The sequence below is a fragment of the Kutzneria sp. CA-103260 genome, assembly GCF_018263855.1.
Taxonomy (GTDB): domain Bacteria; phylum Actinomycetota; class Actinomycetes; order Mycobacteriales; family Pseudonocardiaceae; genus Kutzneria.
This window is the reverse complement of sequence record NZ_CP073318.1, coordinates 9,876,080-9,900,519: the sequence shown is the minus strand read 5'-3', so window position 1 is coordinate 9,900,519 and position 24,440 is coordinate 9,876,080. Positions and strand designations below refer to the sequence as shown.

General features: G+C 69.5%; 23 protein-coding genes. 17 read left to right on the top strand and 6 right to left on the bottom strand.

Annotated elements, in window-relative coordinates; all coding sequences use genetic code 11:
* Nucleotides 1–42: 42 nt before the first annotated feature.
* Nucleotides 43–1,521, bottom strand: a complete 1,479-nt coding sequence (locus JJ691_RS44300; RefSeq protein WP_211765387.1) for an LCP family protein — start codon at nt 1,519–1,521, stop codon at nt 43–45.
* Here JJ691_RS44300 and JJ691_RS44295 point away from each other — a divergent pair.
* The 6 genes from JJ691_RS44295 to JJ691_RS44270 all read left to right on the top strand — a co-directional run bounded on the left by JJ691_RS44295 (nt 1,514) and on the right by JJ691_RS44270 (nt 9,412).
* The gene (locus JJ691_RS44295; protein WP_211765386.1) at nt 1,514–1,663 is read left to right on the top strand and encodes a hypothetical protein; all 150 of its coding nucleotides are present in this window, start codon (nt 1,514–1,516) and stop codon (nt 1,661–1,663) included. The genes JJ691_RS44300 and JJ691_RS44295 overlap by 8 nt on opposite strands.
* Before the next feature lie 515 nt (nt 1,664–2,178).
* Nucleotides 2,179–4,632, top strand: a complete 2,454-nt coding sequence (locus tag JJ691_RS44290; protein ID WP_211765385.1) for a LamG-like jellyroll fold domain-containing protein — start codon at nt 2,179–2,181, stop codon at nt 4,630–4,632.
* A gap of 84 nt (nt 4,633–4,716) precedes the next feature.
* Complete coding sequence (locus JJ691_RS44285; RefSeq protein WP_211765384.1) at nt 4,717–5,778, top strand: ABC transporter substrate-binding protein; 1,062 nt, start codon at nt 4,717–4,719, stop codon at nt 5,776–5,778.
* Between the two features lie 286 nt (nt 5,779–6,064).
* A complete protein-coding gene (locus JJ691_RS44280; protein WP_211765383.1) occupies nt 6,065–7,558 on the top strand; it encodes a sugar ABC transporter ATP-binding protein in 1,494 nt (497 codons plus the stop codon).
* Nucleotides 7,548–8,492, top strand: coding sequence for an ABC transporter permease (locus tag JJ691_RS44275; protein ID WP_211765382.1), 945 nt, complete (start codon nt 7,548–7,550; stop codon nt 8,490–8,492). The genes JJ691_RS44280 and JJ691_RS44275 overlap by 11 nt, the downstream gene beginning before the upstream one ends.
* On the top strand, nt 8,489–9,412 hold the full coding sequence (locus JJ691_RS44270) for an ABC transporter permease (RefSeq protein WP_249227420.1): 924 nt from the start codon (nt 8,489–8,491) through the stop codon (nt 9,410–9,412). The genes JJ691_RS44275 and JJ691_RS44270 overlap by 4 nt, the downstream gene beginning before the upstream one ends.
* A 27-nt stretch (nt 9,413–9,439) precedes the next feature.
* On the opposite strand, the gene JJ691_RS44265 is transcribed toward JJ691_RS44270, so the two are convergent.
* Complete coding sequence (locus tag JJ691_RS44265; protein ID WP_211765381.1) at nt 9,440–9,691, bottom strand: hypothetical protein; 252 nt, start codon at nt 9,689–9,691, stop codon at nt 9,440–9,442.
* Nucleotides 9,692–9,999: 308 nt separating this feature from the next.
* Between JJ691_RS44265 and JJ691_RS44260 the strand changes: the two genes are divergently transcribed.
* The 5 genes from JJ691_RS44260 to JJ691_RS44240 all read left to right on the top strand — a co-directional run bounded on the left by JJ691_RS44260 (nt 10,000) and on the right by JJ691_RS44240 (nt 15,754).
* Entirely contained in the window at nt 10,000–11,217 is a 1,218-nt protein-coding gene (locus tag JJ691_RS44260) for an ABC transporter substrate-binding protein (RefSeq protein WP_211772113.1), read from the top strand.
* 149 nt (nt 11,218–11,366) lie between these two features.
* Nucleotides 11,367–12,224, top strand: coding sequence for a carbohydrate ABC transporter permease (locus JJ691_RS44255; RefSeq protein WP_249227419.1), 858 nt, complete (start codon nt 11,367–11,369; stop codon nt 12,222–12,224).
* 2 nt (nt 12,225–12,226) lie between these two features.
* Nucleotides 12,227–13,078 carry a carbohydrate ABC transporter permease gene (locus JJ691_RS44250; RefSeq protein ID WP_211765379.1) on the top strand — a complete coding sequence of 284 codons (852 nt, stop codon included), beginning with the start codon at nt 12,227–12,229 and terminating at the stop codon, nt 13,076–13,078.
* 63 nt (nt 13,079–13,141) lie between these two features.
* Nucleotides 13,142–14,911, top strand: a complete 1,770-nt coding sequence (locus tag JJ691_RS44245) for a fatty acyl-AMP ligase (RefSeq protein WP_211765378.1) — start codon at nt 13,142–13,144, stop codon at nt 14,909–14,911.
* 36 nt (nt 14,912–14,947) lie between these two features.
* Nucleotides 14,948–15,754 (top strand): SAM-dependent methyltransferase, encoded by an 807-nt coding sequence (locus JJ691_RS44240; RefSeq protein ID WP_211765377.1) that lies wholly within the window; start codon nt 14,948–14,950, stop codon nt 15,752–15,754.
* A gap of 188 nt (nt 15,755–15,942) precedes the next feature.
* Here the strand turns inward: JJ691_RS44240 and JJ691_RS44235 are convergent, their stop codons facing one another.
* On the bottom strand, nt 15,943–16,491 hold the full coding sequence (locus JJ691_RS44235) for an RNA polymerase sigma factor (protein ID WP_249227418.1): 549 nt from the start codon (nt 16,489–16,491) through the stop codon (nt 15,943–15,945).
* Between the two features lie 136 nt (nt 16,492–16,627).
* Nucleotides 16,628–17,197: a M15 family metallopeptidase gene (locus JJ691_RS44230; protein WP_249227417.1), complete on the bottom strand. Its 570-nt coding sequence runs from the start codon at nt 17,195–17,197 to the stop codon at nt 16,628–16,630.
* Nucleotides 17,198–17,302: 105 nt separating this feature from the next.
* On the opposite strand from JJ691_RS44230, the gene JJ691_RS44225 reads away from it, so the two are divergent.
* The 5 genes from JJ691_RS44225 to JJ691_RS44205 are packed head-to-tail and all read left to right on the top strand — an operon-like array spanning nt 17,303 to nt 21,285.
* Nucleotides 17,303–17,977: a response regulator transcription factor gene (locus JJ691_RS44225; RefSeq protein ID WP_211765375.1), complete on the top strand. Its 675-nt coding sequence runs from the start codon at nt 17,303–17,305 to the stop codon at nt 17,975–17,977.
* Nucleotides 17,974–19,419 carry a sensor histidine kinase gene (locus tag JJ691_RS44220; RefSeq protein WP_249227416.1) on the top strand — a complete coding sequence of 482 codons (1,446 nt, stop codon included), beginning with the start codon at nt 17,974–17,976 and terminating at the stop codon, nt 19,417–19,419. The genes JJ691_RS44225 and JJ691_RS44220 overlap by 4 nt, the downstream gene beginning before the upstream one ends.
* Nucleotides 19,416–19,973, top strand: a complete 558-nt coding sequence (locus JJ691_RS44215; RefSeq protein ID WP_211765374.1) for a hypothetical protein — start codon at nt 19,416–19,418, stop codon at nt 19,971–19,973. Before JJ691_RS44220 ends, JJ691_RS44215 begins: the two co-directional genes overlap by 4 nt.
* Nucleotides 19,974–19,983: 10 nt before the next feature.
* Entirely contained in the window at nt 19,984–20,601 is a 618-nt protein-coding gene (locus JJ691_RS44210; protein ID WP_211765373.1) for a TetR/AcrR family transcriptional regulator, read from the top strand.
* A gap of 33 nt (nt 20,602–20,634) precedes the next feature.
* Nucleotides 20,635–21,285 carry a biliverdin-producing heme oxygenase gene (locus JJ691_RS44205; RefSeq protein WP_249227415.1) on the top strand — a complete coding sequence of 217 codons (651 nt, stop codon included), beginning with the start codon at nt 20,635–20,637 and terminating at the stop codon, nt 21,283–21,285.
* 93 nt (nt 21,286–21,378) lie between these two features.
* Here the strand turns inward: JJ691_RS44205 and JJ691_RS44200 are convergent, their stop codons facing one another.
* Nucleotides 21,379–22,047 carry a lysophospholipid acyltransferase family protein gene (locus JJ691_RS44200; RefSeq protein WP_211765372.1) on the bottom strand — a complete coding sequence of 223 codons (669 nt, stop codon included), beginning with the start codon at nt 22,045–22,047 and terminating at the stop codon, nt 21,379–21,381.
* A 205-nt stretch (nt 22,048–22,252) separates the two neighbouring features.
* On the opposite strand from JJ691_RS44200, the gene JJ691_RS44195 reads away from it, so the two are divergent.
* Nucleotides 22,253–23,044 (top strand): hypothetical protein, encoded by a 792-nt coding sequence (locus tag JJ691_RS44195; protein WP_211765371.1) that lies wholly within the window; start codon nt 22,253–22,255, stop codon nt 23,042–23,044.
* Nucleotides 23,045–23,290: 246 nt separating this feature from the next.
* On the opposite strand, the gene JJ691_RS44190 is transcribed toward JJ691_RS44195, so the two are convergent.
* On the bottom strand, nt 23,291–24,439 hold the full coding sequence (locus tag JJ691_RS44190) for an acyl-CoA dehydrogenase family protein (protein WP_211765370.1): 1,149 nt from the start codon (nt 24,437–24,439) through the stop codon (nt 23,291–23,293).
* Nucleotide 24,440: the final 1 nt, after the last annotated feature.

Genomic DNA, 24,440 nt, shown 5'->3' with positions numbered 1-24,440 from the left:
AGCCGACGCCTCGCACTCTCCTGCGTTGACGGCGCCAAAGACTTAATTCACGCAGGTGATGCCGTCGGCGGTGATCGTGTCACTGCTGGCGGGGGCCGAGGTGGTGGCCGCACCGGTGGGGGCGAGGGCGTAGGCGGCGGGGCCGGTGAAGCCTTCGGAGCCGGGGCCGTTGTAGCGGGTGGACAGGAAGACCCGCACGTGGCCGGCGGGGACGGTGTTGTCCTCCTCGGTGTCGTAGCCGCCGCCGAGCGCGGTGGACACCTTCTGCGCGTTGGCAGCGCCGCCGCTGGGGTAGCGGATGACCGACTGGGAGCGCGGGGTCGCGACGTCGGTGTCACCCTCGGTGAAGCCCTTGGCCACCAGCGCGTTCATCACGCTGCTGGCCAGGCCGGACTTGCCGTTGGCGTTGCGCACCTCGACGGTGATGCCGTTGCCGGTGGCGGAGCTGCCGCTGGTCGGCGCGGTGCTGCTGGGGGTGATCCCGGTCAGCTGCTGCACGAACGCCTTGACCTGCGAGGGAATCACCTCGACGGCCTGGCCGTCGCTGGGCGTCGGCAGGTCGGGGCGGCCGGTGGGAATGGTCTGGAAGTGCAGCCCGCCGCCGGTCATGCCCTTGAGCTGGCTGGCGAAGCCGAGCAGATCCCAGCCCTGGTCGAGCACGACGGCGTTCTTGATGGCGCCGATCAGGCTGCTCAGCTTGGCCGGGTTGGTCATGGTGCCGCCGGACAGCACGGTGCTGGCCAAGCCGGCCATGAACACCTGCTGCCGCTTGATCCGGTCCAGGTCGCCGTTGGGCAGTTCGTGCCGCTGCCGCACGAACTTCAGCGCGTCCACGCCCGAGATGGTCTGTTCGCCGGCCTGGAAGTTGGCCCCGGAGAAGCTGTCCTTGGTCGCCTGCTTCAGACACACCTTGACGCCGCCGATGGCCTGGGTGATCTCGCTGAAGCCGAACAGGTTGATCTCGGCGTAGTGGTCGATACTGGCCCCGGTGAGCTGCTCGATGGTGGCGATCAGCTCCTTGCGCCCGGCCGACTGGGACTGCTGGGTGATCTGCTTCTGGTCGGTGACGCCCTTGTTGCGCAGGTCCGAGGCGGTGTCGTTCATGGCCCGGGCGTACGCCGAATTGATCTTGTGGGTGCCGTAGCCGCCGGGGATGTCGACGTAGGAGTCGCGCGGGATGGACAGCAGCGCGGCCGGCTTGCTGGTGTCGTTGGGGATGTGCACCAGGATCAGCGTGTCGGTGTTCAGCTCGCCGTCGTCGCCGCCGGCGTTGAGCTGGGCCAGCAGCTTCGGGTCAAGCGGATTGCCGTGCGCGTCGGTCCGGCTGTCCAGGCCGACCAGCAGCACGTCGATCGCGCCGTCGGCCGGCTTCTCGGCCTGGATCACGTTGTCGGTGGCCAGGCCGGTGTTCAGGCTGTCCAGCGTCGTCCAGGCGTAGCCGGTGAGCACCAGCACGATGGTGGACGTCAGCGCGAGCGCGGTCATGCCGGCCCGCTTGGCGACGGTGTTGCGGTTGAACATGCCGCCGGCGGACGGGCGGGCAGGCGGCTTCTCGGCCGCGGACTTGGCCGGCGCCGACTTCGCCTGTCCCGGCTTGGCCTGTCCCGGCTTCGACTGGACCGATTTCGACTGGGCCGATGTGGACGGTGCTGTCTTCGACTGAGCAGGCTTCGGCTGAGCCGAACCAGGCTGGGCTGAACCAGGCTGGGCCGAACCGGATTGGCCCACACCAGGCTGAGCCGGCCGCTGCTGAGCAGGCCTCGGCCCCGGCTGCTGACCGCCCGGCCTCGGGGCCGGACGCGGCGGGGGCTGCTGCCCGGACGGACGCGGCGGTGGCTGCAGGCGGGGCGGACCGGGCTGGCGGGGCGGCTGCGGACGCCCGCCCGAGGGTCCGGGGCGTCGGGGCGGCTCGTTCTCGAAACTACCGTCCACGGGCGTCCACCTCCCGGCGATCGTCAGGGCTCACCCCTGGCCGCACAACTTAAGGATTTTTTCGATGCCGGCGCTCCATCGCCCAGCGATGTCCGGCCGTACGGTAGCCCAGTTCGCCCACGTGCCCGGACACCAGGGGGCACGAACGGCGGTTGATGACCTAGCGTGTCGGTTCTAGCATCCTGCGTGACAACGGCTGGTCCCACCCGGGAACGCGCACCCAGCACCCGCGTCTAAGGAGTGCCGATGCGCAGATTCGCAAGTGTGTTCGTGGTCGCGCTGGCCGCTTTGTCGGTCTTCACCCTGCCGGCCGCCGCCGCGCCGGACACCGGTTGGCACCGCAAGGCCCCGCCGCTGGCCACGCCGTGGACCGACCAGGTCGGCCCGGACAACGCGCTGCCCGAGTACCCGCGTCCGCAGCTGGTCCGGCGGGACTGGCTCAGCCTCAACGGGGTCTGGCAGTTCGGCACCACGGCGCCGGACGGACATTCGCTGCCGGAACGGATTCTCGTGCCGTATCCGGTGGAATCCGCCCTGTCCGGGATCATGCGACACGAAAGCTCCATGTGGTACCGACGCACCTTCACCGTGCCGCAGTCCTGGCACGGGCAGCGTGTGGTGCTCAACTTCGGCGCGGTCGACTACCAGGCCACGGTCTGGGTCAACGGCCGCCAGCTGGCCACCCACCAGGGCGGCTACGACGCGTTCAGCGTGGACGTGACCGACGCGCTGACCCGGCAGGGTGATCAGGAGCTGGTGGTCGGCGTGCAGGACCCGACCGAGGACGGCGGCCAGCCGATCGGCAAGCAGCGCGCCCACCCGGTCAACAACATCGTGTACACGCCGTCGTCGGGCATCTGGCAGTCGGTGTGGCTGGAGCCGGTCCCCACGACCCACGTGACCGCGCTGGACTCGGTTCCCGATCTGACCACGAACTCGCTCAAGCTGACCGTGCACACCACCGGCGTGCAGGGCCAGCAGGTCGAGATCGTGACCAGTGATCACGGCCGGACCGTCGCGCGCACCACCGGCAAGGCCGACACGCAGCTGACCGTGCCGATCCCGCATCCGCACCTGTGGAGCCCGGACGACCCGTTCCTCTACGACCTGTCCGTGCGGGTGGCCGGCGGCGACAAGGTCACCAGCTACTTCGGCATGCGCTCGGTCTCGATCGGCAAGGGGCCGGACGGCAAGCTGCGCACACTGCTCAACGGCCAGTTCGTGTTCAGCCTGGGCACCCTGGACCAGGGCTTCTGGCCGGACGGGATCTACACCGCCCCAACGGATTCCGCACTGCGCTTCGACCTGGCCCAGCAGAAGTCGTTGGGGTTCAACACGGTTCGCAAGCACATCAAGGTGGAGCCGGACCGCTGGTACTACTGGGCCGACCGGCTGGGCCTGATGGTGTGGCAGGACATGCCGTCGATGAACGCGGACTTCAGCTCGAACGTGCCGAGCACGCCGCGCCCGACCCCGGCGGCCGAGCAGGAGTTCACGACCGAGCTGCACAGCATGGTCACCCAGCACGTCAGCCACCCGTCGATCGTGGAGTGGGTGCCGTTCAACGAGGGCTGGGGCGAGTTCGACCCGGCCGGGATCACCGACCAGGTCAAGGCCTGGGATCCCAGCCGGCTGGTGAACAACAACAGCGGTCTGAACTGCTGCTACTCCTTCGACGGCGGCAACGGCGACGTCTACGACAACCACGCCTACGTCGGCCCCGGCAACCCGGTGCCGACCGACACCCGGGCCGCGGTGGACGGCGAGTTCGGCGGGCTCGGGCTGAAGGTCACGGGCCACGAGTGGCAGCCGGGCAAGGGCACCAGCTACGAGATGGAGCCGGACGCCGCCACCCTGACCAGCCGCTACGTGCAGATCCTCAACCAGGTCAAGGACTGCGAGGTGAAGTGCGGGCTGTCGGCGGCGATCTACACCCAGGCCACCGACGTGGAGAACGAGGTCAACGGCCTGTTCACCTACGACCGCAAGGTGCTCAAGCCGGACGCGGCCCAGATCCGGGCGGTGAACGAGGCGGTGATCGCCGCCTCCGGCCAGGCCACGCACCCGACTCCCCCGCCGCCGGGCACACCCGGGCTGACCGGCGTCGGCGCCTGGCAGCTGGACGGCGTCTCCGACGACTCCTCGGGCCACGGCCACTCGGTGGCGCTGCAGAACGGTCCTATTTGGATTCCCGGTCACTCCGGGCAGGCGCTGGAGTTCAACGGCACCAACCAGTGGGCCGACACCGGAGCGTCCATTCTGGACACCAGCACCAACTACTCGGTGGCCGCCTGGGTGCGACTGGACAAGACCGGGCGATTCGCCACGGCGGTCAGCCAGGACCGGTCCGACGGCGTGAGCGAGTTCTTCCTCCAGTACTCGGCCCAGGACAACAAGTTCGCGTTCAGCACGCCGACGATCCGCGCGCTGGGGCCGACCCCGCAGGCGGGCGTCTGGTACCACCTGGTCGGCGTCTACGACTCGGTGTCCTCGCAGATCAGCCTGTACGTGAACGGGCAGCTCGCCGGCTCCGCGCCGTACTGCCCGGGGCACCCGGCGACCGGCCATACGGTCATCGGACGGGCCCTCTACAACAACGCGCAGGTGGATTTCTGGGCTGGTGCGCTGGACCAGGTGCATGTCTATGATCGCGCTCTCACGGCAGCCGAGATCGATCAGCTGTACCGGTCGGACACCTGATCGGACAAACCTTGCGTGACCGCTTGACAGCGAAACGAAGCTTTCCGTTAGTTTGATCCGAAGCGGGGTAGGAGGGTGATGACGATGAAGTCTTCCCTTGGGGCGGCCGCAGCGGTGGTCGCGCTGCTGGTGGTCACCGGGTGCGCGAACCCGGAGAGCAGTGGCGGCGGCGGGTCCACACCGACCAGCGGCGGCGGCCAGCAGACCGCGTCCAACGCGGCCGGCCCCACCTGCACGATCGACGCCTACGGCGCCAACAAGGTGGACTTCAGCAAGGCGGTCATCGGCTTCTCCCAGTCCGAGGCCGAGGCCAACCCGTTCCGGATCACCGAGACCCAGTCGATCACCGACGAGGCCCAGAAGCAGGGCGTGCAGCTGCTCAAGCGCAACGCCAACTCCAACCTGAGCCAGCAGATCTCCGACATCCAGGGTCTGCTGGCCCAGGGCGCGAACCTGCTCATCGTGGCCCCGCTCAACTCCGAGGGCCTGGAGCCGGCGCTGCAGGCGGCCAGAGACAAGAAGGTCCCGGTGGTGACCATCGACCGCAAGCTGTCCTCGGCCACCGCCTGCAAGGACTACCTCACGTTCATCGGCTCGGACTTCGTGACCCAGGGCAAGCGGGCCGCGACCCAGCTGGTGAAGGCCACCAACGGCAGCGCCAAGGTGGCCATCCTGCTCGGCGCCACCGGCAACAACGTGACCACCGACCGCACCAGCGGCTTCACCGACTATCTCAAGGCCAACGCCCCGAACGTGCAGGTCGTCGCCCAGCAGACCGGCGACTTCACCCGGGAGAAGGGCCAGTCGGTCACCGAGCAGCTGCTGCAGGCCCACCCGGAGATCACCGCGATCTACGCCGAGAACGACGAGATGGCCCTGGGCGCGGTCACCGCGATCAGCGGCGCCGGCAAGAAGCCCGGCACCGACATCAAGGTGTTCTCCGTGGACGGCACCCGCAACGTGGTCCAGGGCATCGTCGCCGGCCAGGTCAACGGGGACGTCGAGTCCAACCCGCGGTTCGGCCCGCTGGCCCTGTCCACGCTGAAGGACTTCCTGGCCGGCAAGCCGATCCCGCAGACGATCACCATCCAGGACAAGGAGTACGACAGCTCCAACGCCGCCGCTCAGGTCGGCAACGCCTACTGAGCTTGTGCCGCGCGTTCCGCGCGGGGCGAGGCCGCTCGTGACCGGTGCCTTCCCTGGCCGGATTTAACCCGCCGCGTCGGCTTGAGTGGGTGGTTGAGTTGGGTGGCGGCGGGTGAAATCCGGCGACGGTCCAGGCACCGGCGCGGCCTCGCGAAGGTTGGCGACGGACCAGGCCCCCGGCGCGGCCTCGCGGGCGTGCTGGTGATGACGCAGTTGAATAGTGCCCGGCCGCCCGATCGGCAGTGCGCGCCGATCGGGCGGTCGCCTTCTCAAAGGAGGTCGCCAGTTGCTGCAAGCGGTCGGCGTGAACAAGCACTTCGCCGGCGTGCAGGCGCTGCGGGAGGTGGACTTCGAGCTGCGCCCCGGCCAGGTGCACACGCTGGTCGGCGAGAACGGCGCGGGCAAGTCCACCCTGATCAAGGTGCTCACCGGCGTGTACCAGCCGGACGGCGGCCAGCTGCTGCTGGACGGCGAGCCGGTGTCCTTCGGCCGGCCGCTGGACGCGCAGGCGGCCGGCATCAGCACGGTGTACCAGGAGGTCAACCTGGTGCCCTCGATGTCGGTGGCGCAGAACCTGTTCCTGGGTCACGAGCCCCGCAACCGACTGCGGCTCATCGACTTCGCGGCGATGCAGGCCCAGGCCCGGGAGCTGCTCTCGGAACTGGGCATCAACGTGGACCCGCGGCGGCAGCTGCGCACGCTCGGCCTGGGCGTGCAGCAGATGATCGCGGTGGCCCGGTCGGTGCGGGCCCGGGCCAAGGTCGTGATCATGGACGAGCCAAGCTCGTCGCTGGAACCCCGTGAGGTGGAAACGCTTTTCGAGGTAATCCGCCGGCTGCACGAGCGCGACGTGGCCATTCTCTACGTCAGCCATCGGCTGGAGGAGCTGTACCAGATCTGCGACACGGTCACGGTGCTGCGTGACGGCCAGGTCGTCCATAGTGGACCGCTGGCCGAGATCGGCCGGCTGGAGCTGGTGGCGACCATGTTGGGCCGCACCCTGTCCAGCGAGAGCGACCGCACGGCGTTCGTCGGCGAGCACGACAGCGCCGAACGGACCGTGTTGCGCGGCAAGGGTTTGCGTCGCCGGACGGTGCTGGAGGGTGTCGACCTGACGGTGCATCCGGGCGAGGTCGTCGGGCTCGGCGGGCTGTTGGGCTCGGGCCGCACCGAGACGATGAAGGCCCTGGTCGGCCTGCAACCGCTGGACGAGGGCGAGATCGAAGTGGCCGGCAAGCGGATCCGCGCCGGCTCCACGCCGGCGGCCATCCGGGCCGGCCTGGTGCTGGTGCCGGAGGACCGCAAGGCCGAGGGCATCATCCCCAACCTCTCCGTGCGGGAGAACATCGTGCTGGCCGCGCTGCCCCGGCTGTCGGTCGCCGGCATTGTCTCCAAACGAAAACAGCGCGAGATCGTGGACACGTTCATGCGCCGCCTGCGGATCAAGGCGGCCAGCCCCGAGCAGCGGGTGAGCGAGCTGTCCGGCGGCAACCAGCAGAAGGTGATGCTGGCCCGGTGGCTGGCCATGAGCCCGAAGGTGCTGCTGCTGGACGAGCCCACCCGTGGCATCGACGTCGGCGCCAAGGCCGAGGTGCAGGCGCTGGTGGACGAGTTGGCCTCGCAGGGGCTGGGCATCGTGATGGTGTCCAGCGACCTGGAGGAGTTGGTCGAGGGCGCGGACCGGGTGGTCGTGCTGCGGGAGGGGGCGTCGGTGGCCGAGCTGACCGGCGACCAGGTGAGCGTGGACGGCGTGATGGCGGTGATCGCCGATGAGCACTAGCACCCTGTTGCGGCGCACCGCGATCCGCGACTACGGCGTGTACCTGGCGCTGCTGGTGCTGATCGTGGTCAACGTCGTGATCACGCCGAACTTCCTGACCGGCGACAACCTGCGCACCCAACTGGTGCAGGTGGTGCCGACGCTGGTGGTAGCCCTGGGCATGGCCCTGGTGATCGGCACCGAGGGCATCGACCTGTCGGTCGGCTCGGTGATGGCGATCGCCGCCGCGCTGCTGCCGCTCTATCTCGGCTACGGCGTGGTGGCGTCGATCCTGGTCTGCCTGTTGGCCGGCGCGCTGGCCGGCCTGTTGAGCGGATCACTGGTCACATTCGCCGGCGTGCAGCCGATTGTCGCGACACTGGCGCTGTTGGTGGGTGGTCGAGGACTGGCGCTGGTGATCGCCGACGGGCAGCTGAAGCAGCTGTACAACCCGGATCTGCTGGCGCTGGGATCGTCCTCGGTGATTGGCATTCCGCTGACCGTGCTGGTCGCGCTGGCGTTGGTGATCGTGGTGGCGCTGCTGGTGGAGCGCACGACCTTCGGCCGGCAACTGGTGGCGGTCGGCGGCAACCGCCGGGCCGCGGAGTTCGCCGGCCTGCCGGTGAAGCGCACGCTGCTCACGGTCTACGTGCTGTCCGGGGTGTTCGCGGCGATCGCCGGCGTGCTGGCCAGCGCCCGGCTCACCGCCAGCGACCCGTCCAGCCTGGGCCTGCTGATCGAGCTGTCGGCGATCACCGCGGTGGTGGTCGGCGGCACGCCGCTGACCGGCGGCCGGGTCCGGGTGGTCGGCACCGTGGCCGGCGCGCTGCTGATGCAGCTGATCGCGGCCACGCTGATCAAGCACGACGTGCCCGCCTCGGTGACCCAGATGTTGGAGGCCGCGTTGATCGCCGCCGCCGTTCTCCTGCAACGCGAGAGGAGGAACGGGAAGTGATCGCGAGGATCCAACGGCAGGGCGCGCTGGTCGTCCTGGTCATCCTGCTGGCCGCCGGCGGCCTGATGTTCCGCACCTTCCTCACCGCGTACACGCTGGGCAATCTGGCCGTGCAGGCCAGCTTCCTGGCGATGATCGCCCTCGGCATGACGCTGGTGATCATCAGCGGTGGCATCGACCTGTCGGTCGGCTCGGTGTACGCGCTGGCCGGTGTGCTGGCGGCGTACGGGTCGACGAAGTGGGGCGTGGCCGGCGCGCTGATCCTGCCGCTGGTGGCCAGCGGCCTGATCGGACTGGTGCAGGGCACGCTGATCGCCCGCTGGCGGATGGCGCCGTTCATCGTGACGCTGTGCGGGCAGCTGTTCGCCCGCGGCCTGTTGCAGCTGATCACCAGCGAGGGCTCGACCACCTACCTGGTGCCGGCCGGCTCGGCATTCCGCTGGCTCGGCGACGGCACCGTGCTGGTGGTCATCGCGGTGCTGGCCTACCTGGTCGGAGGCGTTGTGCTGCAACGCTCACCGTTCGGCATGCGGCTGTTCGCGGTGGGCGGCAACGAGGACGCGGCCTCGCTGATGGGGTTGCCGGTGGCCCGCACCAAGATCAGTGTCTACGTGCTGTCCGGGCTGCTGGCCGGTTTCGCCGGGGTGATGTCGGCCGCCCAGCTGGGATCCGGGGTCACGGTGATCGGCATCGGGCTGGAGCTGAACGCGATCGCCGCGGTGGTGATCGGCGGCACCATGCTCACCGGCGGCAGCGGCGCGGTCAGCGGCACGCTGGCCGGCGTGGCGCTGCTGTTCGTGATCCAGGAGCTGATCAACCAGCTCGGCCGGTTCAACTCGAACATGCAGGCCGTGGTCAGCGGCGCGGTGCTGGTGGTGGTCGTGGTGATCCAGACCCTGCTCTCCCGGGCCCGGAAGTAACCGAAATTGTTTCGAGATCGGCCGGAATCAGCCGCGCAGCAGCATCAGTTCGATCGGGTCCACCCGATCGAAATTGGCGCTCGCGGAACGGCCGAGCTCGTCGGCCAGCGTCTGCTCGCCACGGCCGGCGGCCCGCAGCGCCTCGGCCGCCAGGGCCAGGCCGTTGAGCAGCTCGATGCGGCTCTCGGCGGTGCCCTGGTCTTCGGGCACGACTTCGTCGAGCAGCAGGTCAACCACGAGATCGGCGGCGTCGGCAGCCTCGTGGAAGGTGGTCGCCATCACAGGACTCCCTCAGAAATGACCGGAGCCCCGCACGGGGGTGAGCGGGGCTCCGGCACGAGGCCCGCCGTTCAGGGGGGAGGGAACGGCGGGGGTCTTGGTACGCATTCCACGATACGACCGTTCGGCTGTCCTGAGGCCAAACCATGGAGTAAATCACTGTGACCCCGCTCGCGCCTCAGTTGGCCGTCCACATTGAGAGATCGGCTGACGGGGTCCAGGCTTGCGTGATGGGGTAGTCACGCACAGTGCGCCAAAGGAAAGGGGTAGGCGTGAACCACGCGTACAACCGGCGGGGATTCCTGGGAATGGCGGGCGGCGTCACCGCGGCCGGGCTGCTCGCGGCCTGCGGCACCAACACCGGTCGCGGCAGCAGCGGCGGCGACACAATTGAGCAGTGGTACCACGCCTACGGCGAGGCCGGCGTGCAGCAGGCGGTCGAGCGCTACGCCAAGGCGTACGACAAGGCGACCGTGCACGTCCAGTGGAACCCGGGCGACTACGACTCCAAGATCGCCAGCGCGCTGGCCGCCAGCAACGGTCCCGACGTGTTCGAGTCCACGCTGCGGGTGGACATGGTGCGCAGCAAGCAAATCGTGTCGGTGGACGATCTGCTCGGCGACGCCCGCAGCGACTTCACCGAGTCGGTGCTGGCCAGCCACACCGTGGACGGGCAGGTCTACGGCATTCCGCAGGCGGTGGACATGCAGATGCTGTTCTACCGCAAGAGTTTGCTGGCCAGGGCCGGCGTGCAGCCGCCGAGCAGCGTGGACGAGCTGATCGACGCCGCCCACAAGCTCACCACCAACAAGGTGAAGGGCCTGTTCCTGGGCAACGACGGCGGTGTCGGCGTGCTCGCCGGGCCGCTGCTGTGGTCGGCCGGCCTGGACTACCTCACGCCCGACCACAAGGTCGGCTTCGACGACCCGCTGGCCGTCGAGTCGGTGGGCAAGCTGCGGCAACTGTTCACCAGCAACAGCCTGCTGCTCGGCGCGCCGGCCGACTGGTCCGACCCGTCGGCGTTCGTGCAGGGCCTGACCGCCATGCAGTGGACGGGACTGTGGACGGTGCCGGCCGTGCAGAAGGCCCTGGGCGACGACTTCGGCGTGCTGCCGTGGCCGGCGCTGAACGGGGCCGGCAAGGCCTCCGTGCCGTTCGGCGCGTACGGATCGATGGTCAACGCCAAGAGCAAGAAGATCGACGCGGCCAAGGCCTACGTGCAGTGGCTGTGGATCCAGCGCGGCGACTACCAGCAGGACTTCGACCTCAGCTACGGCTTCCACATCCCGGCCCGCAAGAGCATCGCGGCCAAGGCCGACAAGCTGAAGTCCGGCCCGGCCGCCGACGCCGTGCGCTTCGTGCAGGACCTCGGCAAGCCGCAGAACCCGCCGCCGTGGACGGCCAAGATGCAGCTGGCGATGAGCGACGCCCTGAACAAGATCGTGCGCAGCGGCGGCGACGCGACATCCGAGCTCAAGACCGCGTCGGCTTCCGTGCAGACCGAGCTGAAGCGGCTCTACGGATGAGGAAGCAGCGCCTTCTCCGCGCGTTCCGCGCGGGTGCGGATCGCTCCAAGCCGATGCCTTCGCCTGGTCTGGAAAAATCGCTGAACAGACGCGATTTTTCCAGCCTGCGGCTCCAGGCATCGGCGCGATCCGCGGCGTTCTGGCTGTTCGTGGGCCCGTTTCTCATCGGGTTGCTGATCTTCAGCTACATCCCGATCGGCTGGAGCGCCTACCTCAGCTTCTTCGACGCGCAGGGCACGGTCACCCCGGACACCTTCGTCGGCTTCCAGAACTACGCCGACATGCTGTCCGGGCCGTTCGCCCAGAGCCTGCTGACCTTCAGCGTGTTCGCGGTGTTCATCGTGCCGCTGACCTTCGCGCTGGCGCTGGGCCTGGCGGTCGCGGTGAACCGGATCCGGTTCGCCCGCGCCTTCTTCCGCTCGGTGTTCTTCCTGCCCACCGCCTGCTCGTACGTGGTGGCGGCGATGGTGTGGAAGCTGTCGCTGTTCAGCGGCGTCCGGTTCGGGCTGGCCAACACCGTGCTGGACTGGTTCGGCCAGGACCCGGTGGCCTGGCTGTCCAATCCGGACCCGCCCTGGTACTGGGTGGTGCTGGTGACCGCCCGGCTGTGGCTGCAGGTCGGCTTCTACATGATCCTGTTCATCGCCGGCCTGCAGCGCATCCCGGACTCGCTGTACGAGGCGGCCTACGTGGACGGGGCCAAGCCGGGCTGGCAGGTGTTCCGGCACATCACCTTCCCGCAGCTGCGGCCCACCTCCATCGCGGTGCTGCTGCTCAGCCTGATCGCGGCGTACCAGGCGTTCGACGAGTTCTACAACCTGCTCGGCACCGCCCGCGGCTATCCCGACTTCGGCCGGCCGCCGCTGGTCTACCTGTACTACCTGGCCCTCGGGCAGACCCAGGACTACGGGCACGGCAGCGCCGGCGCGCTGATCCTGGCCCTGCTGATCGCCCTGGTGACGCTGTTGCAGGGCCGGCTGCTCGGCCTCGGACGACAGGAGGCGTGAGGATGGACAACCGACCGGTCGGCCTGCGCCCCGGCGTCGTCGGCACGACCCTGCGCTACGCCGCGTTGACCGTGGCGGCGCTGGTGTTCCTGCTGCCGTTCTACCTGATCGTCCGCAATGGACTGTCCACAGAGGCCGACATCACCTCGCCGGAGTGGTCTCTGTTCCCCAGTTCCCTGCACTGGGAGAACATCACCGAGCTGTTCACCGACCCGAGCGTGCCGATGGCCCACGCGCTGTGGAACTCGCTGGTGATCGCCGTGCTGCAAACCGCCGGCCAGCTGCTGCTGGGCTCGCTGTGCGGCTACGGTCTGGCCCGCATCCCGTACCGGCACGCGAACAAGGTCTTCTACCTGATCGTGGCCACGCTGATGGTGCCCGCCGCCGTCACCTTCGTGCCCAGCTTCGTGCTGGTGTCCTCGCTGGGCTGGGTCAGCTCGCTGCGGGGCCTGGTCATCCCGGGCCTGTTCGCCGGCTTCACCGCGTTCATGTTCCGGCAGTACTTCCTGTCGTTCCCGCGTGAGCTGGAGGAGGCGGCGCGGATCGACGGCCTCGGCTACTGGGGCACGTTCTGGCGGATCGTCGTGCCCAACTCCGGCGGCTTCTTCGCCGCCGTCGCGGTGATTCAGTTCATCGGCAGCTGGAACTCCTTCCTTTGGCCGCTGGTGATCGGCCAGGACGAGGACGCGTGGACCGTCCAGGTGGCCATGTCCACGTTCCTCACCGCACAGAACGTGAACATCCATGAACTTTTTGTGGCCGCCGCCATCGCGATCCTGCCGCTGGTGCTGGTTTTCGTGATCTTGCAGCGGTTCCTGGTCCGTGGCGTGGCCGAGACCGGCATCAAGGGCTGACCGTGGCAGAGTAGGAACCAGCGCGCATCAACCAGCAGCGGGCCACGAGGGCCGGTGGACACGATGACGATGGGGATCGACTCTCCTGAGACGGTGGCGGCCGCCTTCGACCGGGTCCGCCGTGAGCGGCCGGACCAGCCGATCGTCACCTACGTCAAGGACGACGGCACGGACGACGCGACGTTGACGGCCGGGCAGCTCGGCGACCAGGCCGACCGCGTGCTGGCCGAGTTGGCCGCCCGGGGTCTGCAAGCCGGCGACCGCGCCCTGCTGGTCTACCTGCCGTCACCGGACTTCGCCATCGCCCTGCTCGGCTGCCTGGCCGCCGGCGTGGTGCCGGTGCCGGTGGCGCCGCCCAACCCGTTCACCATGCGGCACGATCTGGAGGCTTTCGGCGCGGTCGCGGCCAGCTCCGGGGCGCGGGCGGTGCTCACCCACGGCGCGTACGACCGGATCCGCACCACGGTCGGCGCCGGGCAGGCTTGGCCGTCGGTGCCGTGGTACCGCACCGACCGGGACCGGCCGGAGGCCGAGCGCGAGACCTCGTGGCACCAACCGTCCACACTGGACGAACCGGCGCTGCTCACCTACACCTCGGGCTCCACCGGCTCCCCGCGCGGAGTCCTGCTCTCGCACCGGAACCTGCACGCCGAGCTGGCTCAGAACCGGGTCGACACCGACCTGCGCGGGCCGGACACCCGCGCGGTGTCGTGGCTGCCACACTTCCACGACCAGGGCCTGATCTCCATGACGCTGGGCGCGCTGGTCGGCAGCGGGCACGTGTACATGATGTCCCCCTTGGCTTTCCTGCACCGGCCGACGGTGTGGTTCGACGTGCTGTCCCGGGTCGGCGCCACCCACACCGCCGCGCCGAACTTCGCCTACGACCTGATCGTGCGCAAGACCACCGAACAGCAGCGCGCAGCCTGGGACCTGTCCGCGCTGCGGGTGGCCATGTGCGCGGCCGAGCCGATCCGAGCCTCCACAGTGGACGCTTTCGTGAAGGCGTTCGCGGTGTCCGGGTTGGCGCCGCACGCGTTCTACCCCGCGTACGGACTGGCCGAGCACACCGGCAGCATCAGCATGGGCGGGCGGCAGGTGCTCCGCGTCGACCGGGACGCCCTCGACGGCAACTGGGTGGTGCCGGTCGCCGAGGGGTCAGTGGCCCGCAGCGCCCGGTACGTCGGCTGCGGCGCGGTGACCAAGCCCGGCGCCACCGTGCTGATCGTCAACCCGGAAACCCGGCTGCCATGCGCGCCCAGCCGGGTCGGCGAGATCTGGGTGGACGGGCCGAGCAAGGCGCTGGGCTACTACGGGCTGCAGGCGGAGACGCAGGCCACGTTCCGGGCCGCGCTGGCCGACGACGAGTCGGCCGAGTACCTGCGTACCGGCGACCTGGGATTTCTGCGCGAAGGGGAACTCTTCGTCACCGGGCGGCTCAAGGACCTGATCATCGTGCACGGCCTGAACCACTATCCCCAGGACATCGAGGACAGCGTGCGCGGCTGTCACGCGGCGGTCCGGGCCGGCGGCGTCGCCGCGTTCGCGGTCACCACCGGGGAGGACGAGCCCACCGGCGAACGCCTGGTGCTGTTCGTTGAGCTGCGACAACGCCGTCCCAGCGAGGCCCTGGCCGACGAGGTGGTGCGGGCCGTACGGCGGGCCGTCTACGGCGATCACCGGCTGGCGGTGCCCACGGTGGTGCTGGGGCTCAGCGGTCTGGTACGCAAGACCACCAGTGGCAAGGTGCGCCGGCAGGCGTGCCGCGAGGCGTACGAATCGGGGCTCGTGCACGGCGAGCTGACCACCATCGGCGTCTCCATGCTGCACTAGTGTCACTCGGTCAGGTAAGCATCGGGAGGCGGGCAGATGGAGCGGCCGACGTGGGCGCCCGGCGAGGTCGATCTGGAACGGCCCAGCGCCGCCCGGGTCTACGACTACTACCTCGGCGGTTACCACAACCTCGCCGTCGACCGCGAGTTCGCCGAGCAGGCCATGCTGGCCATGCCCGAGCTGCCGCTGATCATGCGCACCAACCGGGCCTTCCTGCGGCGCTCCGTGCGCCACCTGGTGGCCCGGGGCATCCGGCAGTTCCTCGACCTCGGCTCCGGCATTCCCACCGTCGGCAACGTGCACGAGATCGCCCAGGCCGCCGCCCCCGGGTGCCGGGTCGTGTACGTGGACAAGGACCCCGTCGCCGTCGCCCACAGCCAGGTCATGCTGGAGGGCAACCAGAACGCCGCCGTGCTGCTGGCCGACATGCGTGACTACGAGTCCGTGCTGGCCTCCGACGCCGTCGCCGGGCTGCTTGACTTCACCGAGCCCGTCGCCGTGCTGATGTTCGCCGTGCTGCACTTCGTCGACAGCGACGAGCACGCCCGTCAGAGCGTGCGCGGCTACCTCGACGCCGCGGCGTCCGGCAGCTACCTCGTCGTGTCCCACGGCACCCACGAGTACGTCGGGGAGCGGGGCAAGCAGGTGGAGCGGCTCTACACCCGCACCGACAACCCGTTCTACCCGCGCAACCAGGCCCAGGTCAGCTCCCTGGCCGACGGCCTGGAGCTGGTCGAGCCCGGGGTGGTGTACCTGCCGTCCTGGCACCCGGACTCGCCCGAAGAGGTGGAGGACCACCCGGAGCGGTCCAGCACATACGCCATGGTCGCCCGCAAGCCCTGACCCCACCGCCCGCCCCACCCCCCGCTTTTCTGCCACATGTGGTCCACATGTGGCGCTGGGAGTCGAATGTGCGCCACATGTGGCGAGAGCGGGCGGCTGGAAACCGACATTCGGTGTGTCGCTGGGCGGGACTCGCGGGGATGTCCGAAACCTGCATTTGGTGTGTCTGAGAGCGGGACTCGCGAGGGTCAGGCTGACTGGCGGTAGTGGGCCGGGCGGTACTCGGCCATCAGGCGCTCCAGCTTGTCCAGGGCTCGGCTGGCCGTGGACTTCACCGCGCCCTGCGAGATGCTGGTGGCGCGGGCGATCTCGGCCTCGGTCATGCCGCCGTAGTAGCGGAGCACCAGCACCTCGCGCTGCCGCGGCGCCAACTGGGCCAACGCGTCCATCACGGCCTGCTGGTCGGTGGTCAGCATGGCCAGCGACTCGGCCGAGCGGGCCGGCACCTCGTGCGGCGGCACGTAGTCGCGGGCGCGCTTGCGGCGGCGGAGCATCGACCGGCTGCCGTTGACCACGGCCGCCGACAGGTAGGCCGCGGCCGCGGACTCGTCACGCAGGCCGCCCCAGTTGCGGTGCAGGGCCGCGAACGCGTCCTGGACGACGTCCTCGGCGCTGGCCATGTCATCGACCAGCTTGCGAGCCAGCCCGAGCAGTCGCACGCGGTGCTGCCGGTAGAGGTCTTCCAGCGTCAGCGGCTTGGAGGCGGTGGGCACGGACCTGAGCTGCGTTTGCTGCATGGCCCAAACGATGTCCGACGGTTGTCCGCGTCCCATGGTGGCTGTGTCACAGGACTGTCACAGAGACCGACGACAAGATCACAGCCCGGCGGCTGAACCAGCGGGCTCGATCGGCGTTACCGCAGGTGAGCCGAACTCAGTGACCTGGGGTGGGACGCCGCGGCGGTTGACGGCCGGTGCCACGGAAGTCCGGCCAGTACTCGAAGTGCCACCATTCGTTGTCATATGTGCGGTAGAGGCCGAAGCGGTCGCCGTGGTGCTCCAGCCAGCGGGCGCCCTCGGTGGGCCGGATGTCCAGGGCCCGACCGCTCACATGTGAGGACTCCTCGGGAGGCAGCACCCAGTGCCGGGCGGCCGACACCGAGCCGTGTCTGCGCAGCGCCTCATCGAACATTTCCCGCTGCTCGGCGTACATTCGGTGGCCGGAGGTGAGGCCGATGAGCTGCGCGTCGTGCCACAGCGCGGAGTAGCGCGCGGCGATGAACGCCGCCCGGGTGCCGGGGGTGAGCCCGCTGAGGTCCTCGAACGGGTACCGCACCCGGAACGCCCACTCGCAGGCCCGTTCACGCACCCGCCCGCCTCTGGTGACCAGCGCGGCCAGCGGCAGGAGCAGGGTCGCGACCACGACCGTCAGGTGGCGGTAGGCGTGGTCCCGGCGACGGTCCGGCACCTGCTCGGCCAACAACTGCTTGCCCACGCGTGGCACGAACGTCACTCCTTGGTCCTGGACACGTCATGGTTTCGCTACAAGAGCCCGTCGCGGGGGCTGACGACCAGCGTCCCCGCGACCATAACCGAATAATCTTCGATCGTGTCCAGGGTGCTGTTGATAGAGGATGACCGCGCGGTGCGCGAGGGCTTGCAACTGGCCCTGCGCCGGCAGGGTCACACGATCCACGCCGCCGAGTCCGGTGAGGAAGGTCTCACCCGGCTGCGGGCCGACGCGCCCGACATCGTGGTGCTCGACCTGATGCTGCCGGGCATCGACGGCTTCGAGGTGTGCCGGCGGATCCGGGCCACCGGCGACATCCCGATCATCATGCTGACCGCGCGCAGCGACGACTTCGACATCGTCGGCGGCCTGGAGGCCGGCGCCGACGACTACGTGGTCAAGCCGGTGCAGCCGCGGGTGCTGGACGCCCGCATCCGCGCGGTGCTGCGGCGCACTGGCGCCGAACGCTCCGAGCAGGAGAAGCACGGAAAACTGGTCATCGACCGAGCGGCGCTGGTGATCAGCAAGGACGGCGGGCCGATCAGCCTCACGCCGACCGAGCTGCGGCTGCTGCTGGAGCTGTCCGGCACGCCGGGCCGGGTGCTGACCCGCCAGCAGCTGCTGGAGGCGGTCTGGGAGCACGACTACCTGGGCGACTCCCGCCTGGTCGACGCGTGCGTGCAGCGGCTGCGGTCCAAGATCGAGGACAACCCGGCCGACCCGATCTACGTGCAGACCGTGCGCGGCTTCGGCTACCGGTTCGGACCGGTATGAGTCGCCTGCGCCGGTTCATGGGAGTGGCGTGGGGCCTGAGGCCACGCCTGGTCGTGGCTTTCGTGCTGATCGCGGCGATCAGCGCGGCCGCGGCCGCCGGCGCCAGCTATGTCACGGCCCGTCGCACGATCGAGAGCGACGCCACCAACGCGATCGTGCTGCCGATGATCGACCGGGTGAACTCCTACGCCCACTACCGGATGCCGCCCAGCCAGGAGGTGCTGGACTCCGTCGCGGCCGCCGCCGGCGGCGCCTCGCTGGCCGTCTACCAGGACATGCACTCCCGCAACAGCAGCCTGACCCTGGCCGACATCACGCCCGACATCCGCGACGCGATGCGCACCGGCAATTCGGTTGTCTGGCAGCGTGTCGACCACAACGGCACCCCCGAGATGATCATCGGCATCCCGATGCTGGCCTGGCAGACCGACGCCACCTGGAAGGCCTCCGGCCTCGAGGTCTACGCCATGGTCAACCTGACCGATCAGCAGAACGCGGTGCGGGACCTGGCCAACAGCGCCTGGCTCTACGGCTCGCTGGCGGCGCTGTTCGCGCTGATCGTCGCCCTGCTGGCGGCTCGGGGCGTGCTGCGCCCGGTGCGCCAGCTCGGGCTGACCGCCCGCCGGCTGGGCGAGGGCGACCTGTCGGCCCGGCTCACCGTCCGCGGCAACGACGAGATGGCCGAACTGTCCCGTACGTTCAACAACACCGCCGCCGCGCTGGAGCACTACGTGGGCGAGCTGCGTCGGATGGAGGCCGACGCGCGGCGCTTCGTCGCCGACGTCTCGCACGAGCTACGCACGCCGCTGGCCGCGATGACCGCCGTCACCGACGTGCTCGACGAGGAGGCCCCGCAGCTCGGCGACGACGCCGGCCAGGCGGCCCGGCTGGTCAGCCAGGAGACCCGCAAGCTGACCCGGCTGGTCGAGGACCTGATGGAGGTGTCCCGGTTCGACGCCGGCGCGGCCAAGCTGGCGCTGGACGACATCGACGTGGCCGCCGCGATCGCGGCGACGCTGCGGGCCCGGGGCTGGCTGGGCAAGGTCGAGGCCGAGCTGCCGGCCGGTGTGATCGCCCGGCTGGATCCGCGCCGGCTGGACGTGATCGTGGCCAACCTGGTCGGCAACGCCCTCAAGCACGGCGCGCCGCCGGTGGGTCTGCGGCTGTGGGCCGACCACAACTGGGTCGAGGTGCGGGTCGCGGACAACGGCCCCGGTCTCGCCCCCGAGGTGCTGCCGCACGTGTTCGACCGGTTCTACAAGGCCGAGTTCGCCCGGACCCGGTCCGAGGGCAGCGGCCTCGGCCTGGCCATCGCCTGGGAGAACGCGCGCCTGCACAGCGCCGGCCAGCTGCATGGCAGTCTGGAGGCGGCCAACCGTCCGGAAGGAGGCGCGGTGTTCACCCTCCGCCTGCCCCGAGTCGCCGGCGAGGAGCCGGCATGACCAGGCGCAACGGGCTGGTCAGCACGCTGGCGCTGCTGGTGGCCGGCGCGATCGTGGGGACCATGGTGGTGTCCTGCGGCATCCGGCCGAGCACGGTGATCCGCGGCCAGGAGGCGCCGCACGGCACCGTGACCAGCCTGATCGTGTACCTGTTGCAGCACGGCTCGCTGCGTGCGGTGAGCCGCCCGCTGCCGCCGACGCCGTCGAAGGACTCGACGTACTACAACATCCCGTACCCGGGCGTGCAGGATGCGCTGAACGCGCTGATGGCCGGCCCCACCGCGGCCGAGACCGCCGGCGGTCTGACCAGCGAACTGCCGTCCACCGGCGCTGGCGCCTACATGCTGTCGGGCGAGTCCAACGTCTACCAGGTCTACATCAAGACGCCCGACGGCGGGCCCATCAGCCAGCACGCCGTGGACCAGGTGGTCTGCACGGTGGCCGCCGCGTTCACGAGCACCGGCTACCGGTCGGAGGAAAACACCGTCCAGGTGCAGGTGCTCGACTCGAAGGGCGCGAGGCGGTCGCCGCAGACCTGCCCGATGACCCCGTAACCTGGAGGTCGTGCCGAAGATCACCGGCAGGTCGTTGGGCGAACACCGGGAGAGAACCCGGGAGCGGATCTTCACGGCGCTGTCGACACTGATGTACCAACGCGGCTTCGACGCCATCTCGCTGGCCGACATCGCCGCGGCCGCCGAGGTGGGCCGCACCGCGATGTACAACTACTTCCCCGACAAGGAAACCCTGCTGCTGGCCTACGCCGAGCACGTCACCGAGCAGTACATGGCCGAGCTGGTGGCGGCGCTGGCCGGGGTGCGGGATCCGGTGGACGGGCTGGCCACCTACGTGCGCAGCCAGCTGCGCCACGTGGCCCGCAACCACCTGCCGCCCGGCACCGCGCTGCGGTCGCTGATGTCCGAGCAGAGCTACCGGCACATGGTCGAGCACGTCAGCGCGCTGGAGCTGATCCTGCGCGGCATCCTGGTGTCCGGGATGCGGGAGGGGCTGCTGCCCGAGGACGACGTGGAGACCCTGGTCGGGCTGGTCACCGCCTGCATCAGCGGCCGGACCGTGGCCGAGCTGTCCGGGGCCGAGCTGGACCACGCCGTGGAGTCGACCGTCCGGTTCGTGCTGCGCGGCGTAGGGGCCGTTTATGACGACTTGTCGTCACAATCTTGACGACACGGCGTCGGCATCACCAGACTCGAGGACGTGACCTTCTCCGCGGCTCTCCGTGCCGGCACGATGGCCGACCACCAGGTCGCCAACGGCGCCGAATTCGTGCGTGTCCTGTTCGACCAGCGGCTCAGCCTCGCCGGCTTCGCCGCGCTCGTGGCTCAGCACTACTTCATCTACCAGGTGCTCGAAGAGGCCGCCGACGCCATGGCCGGTGACCCGGTCGCCGGCCCGTTCGCGAGCCCCGAGCTGCGCCGGCTGCCGGCGCTGGAACAGGACCTGGCTCACCTGTACGGCCCCGAGTGGGCCTCGATCGTGGAGCCGGGCCCGGCCACCGTGGCCTACACCGACCGCCTGCGCGAGGTCGCGTTCGACTGGCCCGGCGGCTTCGTCGCGCACCACTACACCCGCTACCTCGGCGACATCTCCGGCGGCCAGGCCGTGGGCGCGGTGACCGAGCGCCAGCACGGCATCGTGGACCACGCCGGCACCCGGTTCTACGTCTTCGACCAGATCCCCGACCGCAAGGCCTTCAAGGCCCGCTACCACGAACTGCTCAACACCGCGCCGTGGGACGAGGCGGAGCGGGAGCGGGTCATCGAGGAGTCGCGGATCGCCTACCGGCACAACTCCGCCGTCTTCACCGACCTGGAGCGCCACCTCCCCCAGTACCTGCTCGCCTCCTGACCGTCAACCCCCAGACGTCAGGAAAGGACCATTCCTCTCATCCAACGAGAGGAATGGTCCTTTCCCAGCATCTAGGTAATGCGGGTGATTACCTCAGGCTGCTTTTGGGTGCGGGCGGTAGCTGTCCACGTATTCCTGGCCGGTCAGCTCCAGGATGGCGTACATGATCTCGTCGGTGACCGCGCGGTGGATCATGGTCGACTCGCCCATGCCCTCGTAGCGGGAGAAGTCCAGCGGCTTGCCGAAGCGCACGGTCATCGGGCGGATGCGCGGCATGCCCTTGCCGTTCTTCTGCACCTTGTCGGTGCCGATCAGGCCGACCGGCACCACCGGGGCGCCGGTGGCCAGCGCGATCCGGGCCACGCCGGCGTGCCCGCGGTAGAGGCGGCCGTCCAGGGAGCGGGTGCCCTCCGGGTAGATGGCGAACGCGCCCCCGTTGTTGAGCACCTCCTCCGCGGTGTCCAGGGCCGCCCGCGCGGCGCGGCCGCTGCCGCGCTGCACCGGGATGTGCCCCAGGCCGCCGAAGAAGCCGCGCATCAGCGCGCCCTTCACGCCCTTGCCCTCGAAGTACTCGGCCTTGGCCAGGAAGTTCACCCGACGGGGCACGACCATGGGGATGACGATGCTGTCCACGAACGCCAGGTGGTTGCTCGCAAGCATCACCGGACCGGTGGCCGGGATGTTCTCCAGGCCCTCGACGTTGGGGCGGTAGACCGCCTGTCCTAGCCGTCCCGCCACCCGTTTCATGAACCAGTACAGCAAAACCCGACCTCCGCGCCGCCCAAGATGCCTCGTGGATTTTGTCACGTACAACGCTTGAGTCGGCATCCCCGTGCCAGTGCTGTCCGTCACGGGGTACCCCAGTACCGGTGCCCGAACCCCCAGAGACCGAGCAAACCGGCAACCGGTCCGCCCCGTTCGGCGTAGCCTCCGGTCACAACCACTTGGCGAAGGGTGGTCGGGCGACATGGGCCACTGGGATCCCGGGCACGAGCGGCTGCTCTACTTCTTCCTCGGCCTGGTCATCGCGTTCGTGCTGATCAGGATCAGCGTGCGGCTGATCAGGGCCAAGGTGCGCTGGTGGCCGGGCAACGTGACCCCCGGCGGCATGCACATCCACCACGTGGTGTTCGGCGTCGTGGCCATGATGCTCGGCGGCGTGATCGGCCTGGCCCTGCCCGACGACGCCGGCGACTGGCGGCTGTGGTCGGCGGCCCTGTTCGGCGTCGGCACGGCGCTGGTGCTCGACGAGTTCGCGCTCATCCTGCACCTGCGGGACGTGTACTGGACACACGCCGGCCGGCTGTCGGTGGACGCGGTGTTCCTGGCCGTCGGGGTGACCGGGCTGTTGCTGCTCGGGGCCAAGCCACTGGACTACGGCCTGCTGCCCGACTTCGGCCTGCCGCCGCACGTGGCCGGCGTGCTGATCGCGCTGATCGACCTGGGGTTCGCGGTGGTCGCCCTGCTCAAGGGCAAGATCTGGACCGGGCTGCTTGGCCTGCTGCTGCCGCCGCTGGCCGAGATCGGCGCGATGCGGCTGGCCCGCCCGAACTCGCCGTGGGCCCGCTGGCGCTACCGGCCCGGCTCGTGGGAGCAGACAACCGCGATCCGGCGGGAGGCCCGCTACCGGCAGCCGCTGATCCTGGCCAAGATCCGGTTCCAGGAGTTCATCTCGGGCCGGCACGACCTGCCCGAGGCCGAGACCACCGCCGGCAACAATCATGAAAATGCTTCAGAAAAGGCCGTGACCGGGCAATAACGGCCGCGGATTGGCCAGCTGGCTACTCGCGGAATGTCCGATGGACGGATGCGGCTGGCCGGCTGAACAGTGGCGTGACCGGCCCGGAAAAGGCCGACGCCCCCGCACGGGGGTGAGCGGGGGCGTCGGGGTAACCCGCCATGTCGAGGGGGGAGGAACACGGCGGGAGTTCGGTTGTGACCTCACTGTAGTACCCGGCTTCGGTCGCCCGAAACCCTTAGGGTGTTGCCAATTGTAGTCGATCGACTACAGGCCCAGTTCGCGGGCGATCAGCATGCGCTGGACCTCGCTGGTGCCCTCGCCGATCTCCAGGATCTTGGCGTCCCGGTAGAACCGCCCGACCGGGTACTCGTTCATGAAGCCGTAGCCGCCGAAGATCTGGGTCGCGTCCCGGGAGTTGTCCATGGCCGCGTTGGACGAGGCCAGCTTGGCGATGGAGGCCTCGCGCTTGAAGGGCTCGCCGCGCAGCATCTTGTCGGCGGCGTGGTAGTAGGCCAGCCGGGCGGTGTGCACCCGGGCCTCCATGTCGGCGATCTTGAACTGGATGGCCTGGTAGGTGCCGATCTTGTGGCCGAAGGCCTCGCGCTCGCGCACGTAGCGCAGGCACTCGTCGACGCAGCCCTGGGCCAGGCCGACGCCGAGGGCGGCGATGGCGATCCGGCCCTCGTCGAGGATGCGCAGGAACTGGGCGTAACCGCGGCCGCGCTCGCCGAGCAGGTTCTCGGCCGGCACCCGGACGTCGCTGAAGGACAGCTCCCGGGTGTCGGAGCAGTTCCAGCCGACCTTGGAGTACTTCTTGGACACCGTGAAGCCGGGCGTCCCGGACGGCACGATGATCGAGGAGATCTCCTTGCCGCCGTCGGCCTTCTGCCCGGTCACGGCGGTGACCGTGACGGCGGCGGTGATGTCGGTGCCCGAGTTGGTGATGAAGCACTTGGACCCGTTGATCACCCAGCTGTCGCCGTCCAGCTTGGCGGTGGTGCGGGTGGCGCCGGCGTCGGAGCCGCCGCCGGCCTCGGTCAGGCCGAAACCGGCCAGCGCCTCGCCGGAGGTCAGCTTCGGCAGCCACTGCCGCTTCTGCTCCTCGGTGCCGAACCGGTAGATCGGCATCGCGCCGAGCGAGATGCCGGCCTCCAGCGTGACCGCGACCGAGGAGTCGACCCGGGCCAGCTCCTCCAGGGTCAGGCAGAGGGCGAAGTAGTCGCCGCCCATGCCGCCGTGCTCCTCGGGGAACGGCAGGCCGAACAGGCCCATGCGGCCCATCTTGGCCACGATCTCGTACGGGAACTCCTCGCGCTCGTAGAGGTCGCCGATGACCGGCGCGACCTCCTGGCGGGCGAAATCCTCGACGGTCTTGCGCAACGCCTCGTGCTCGGGGCTGATCCTGGTGTCCATG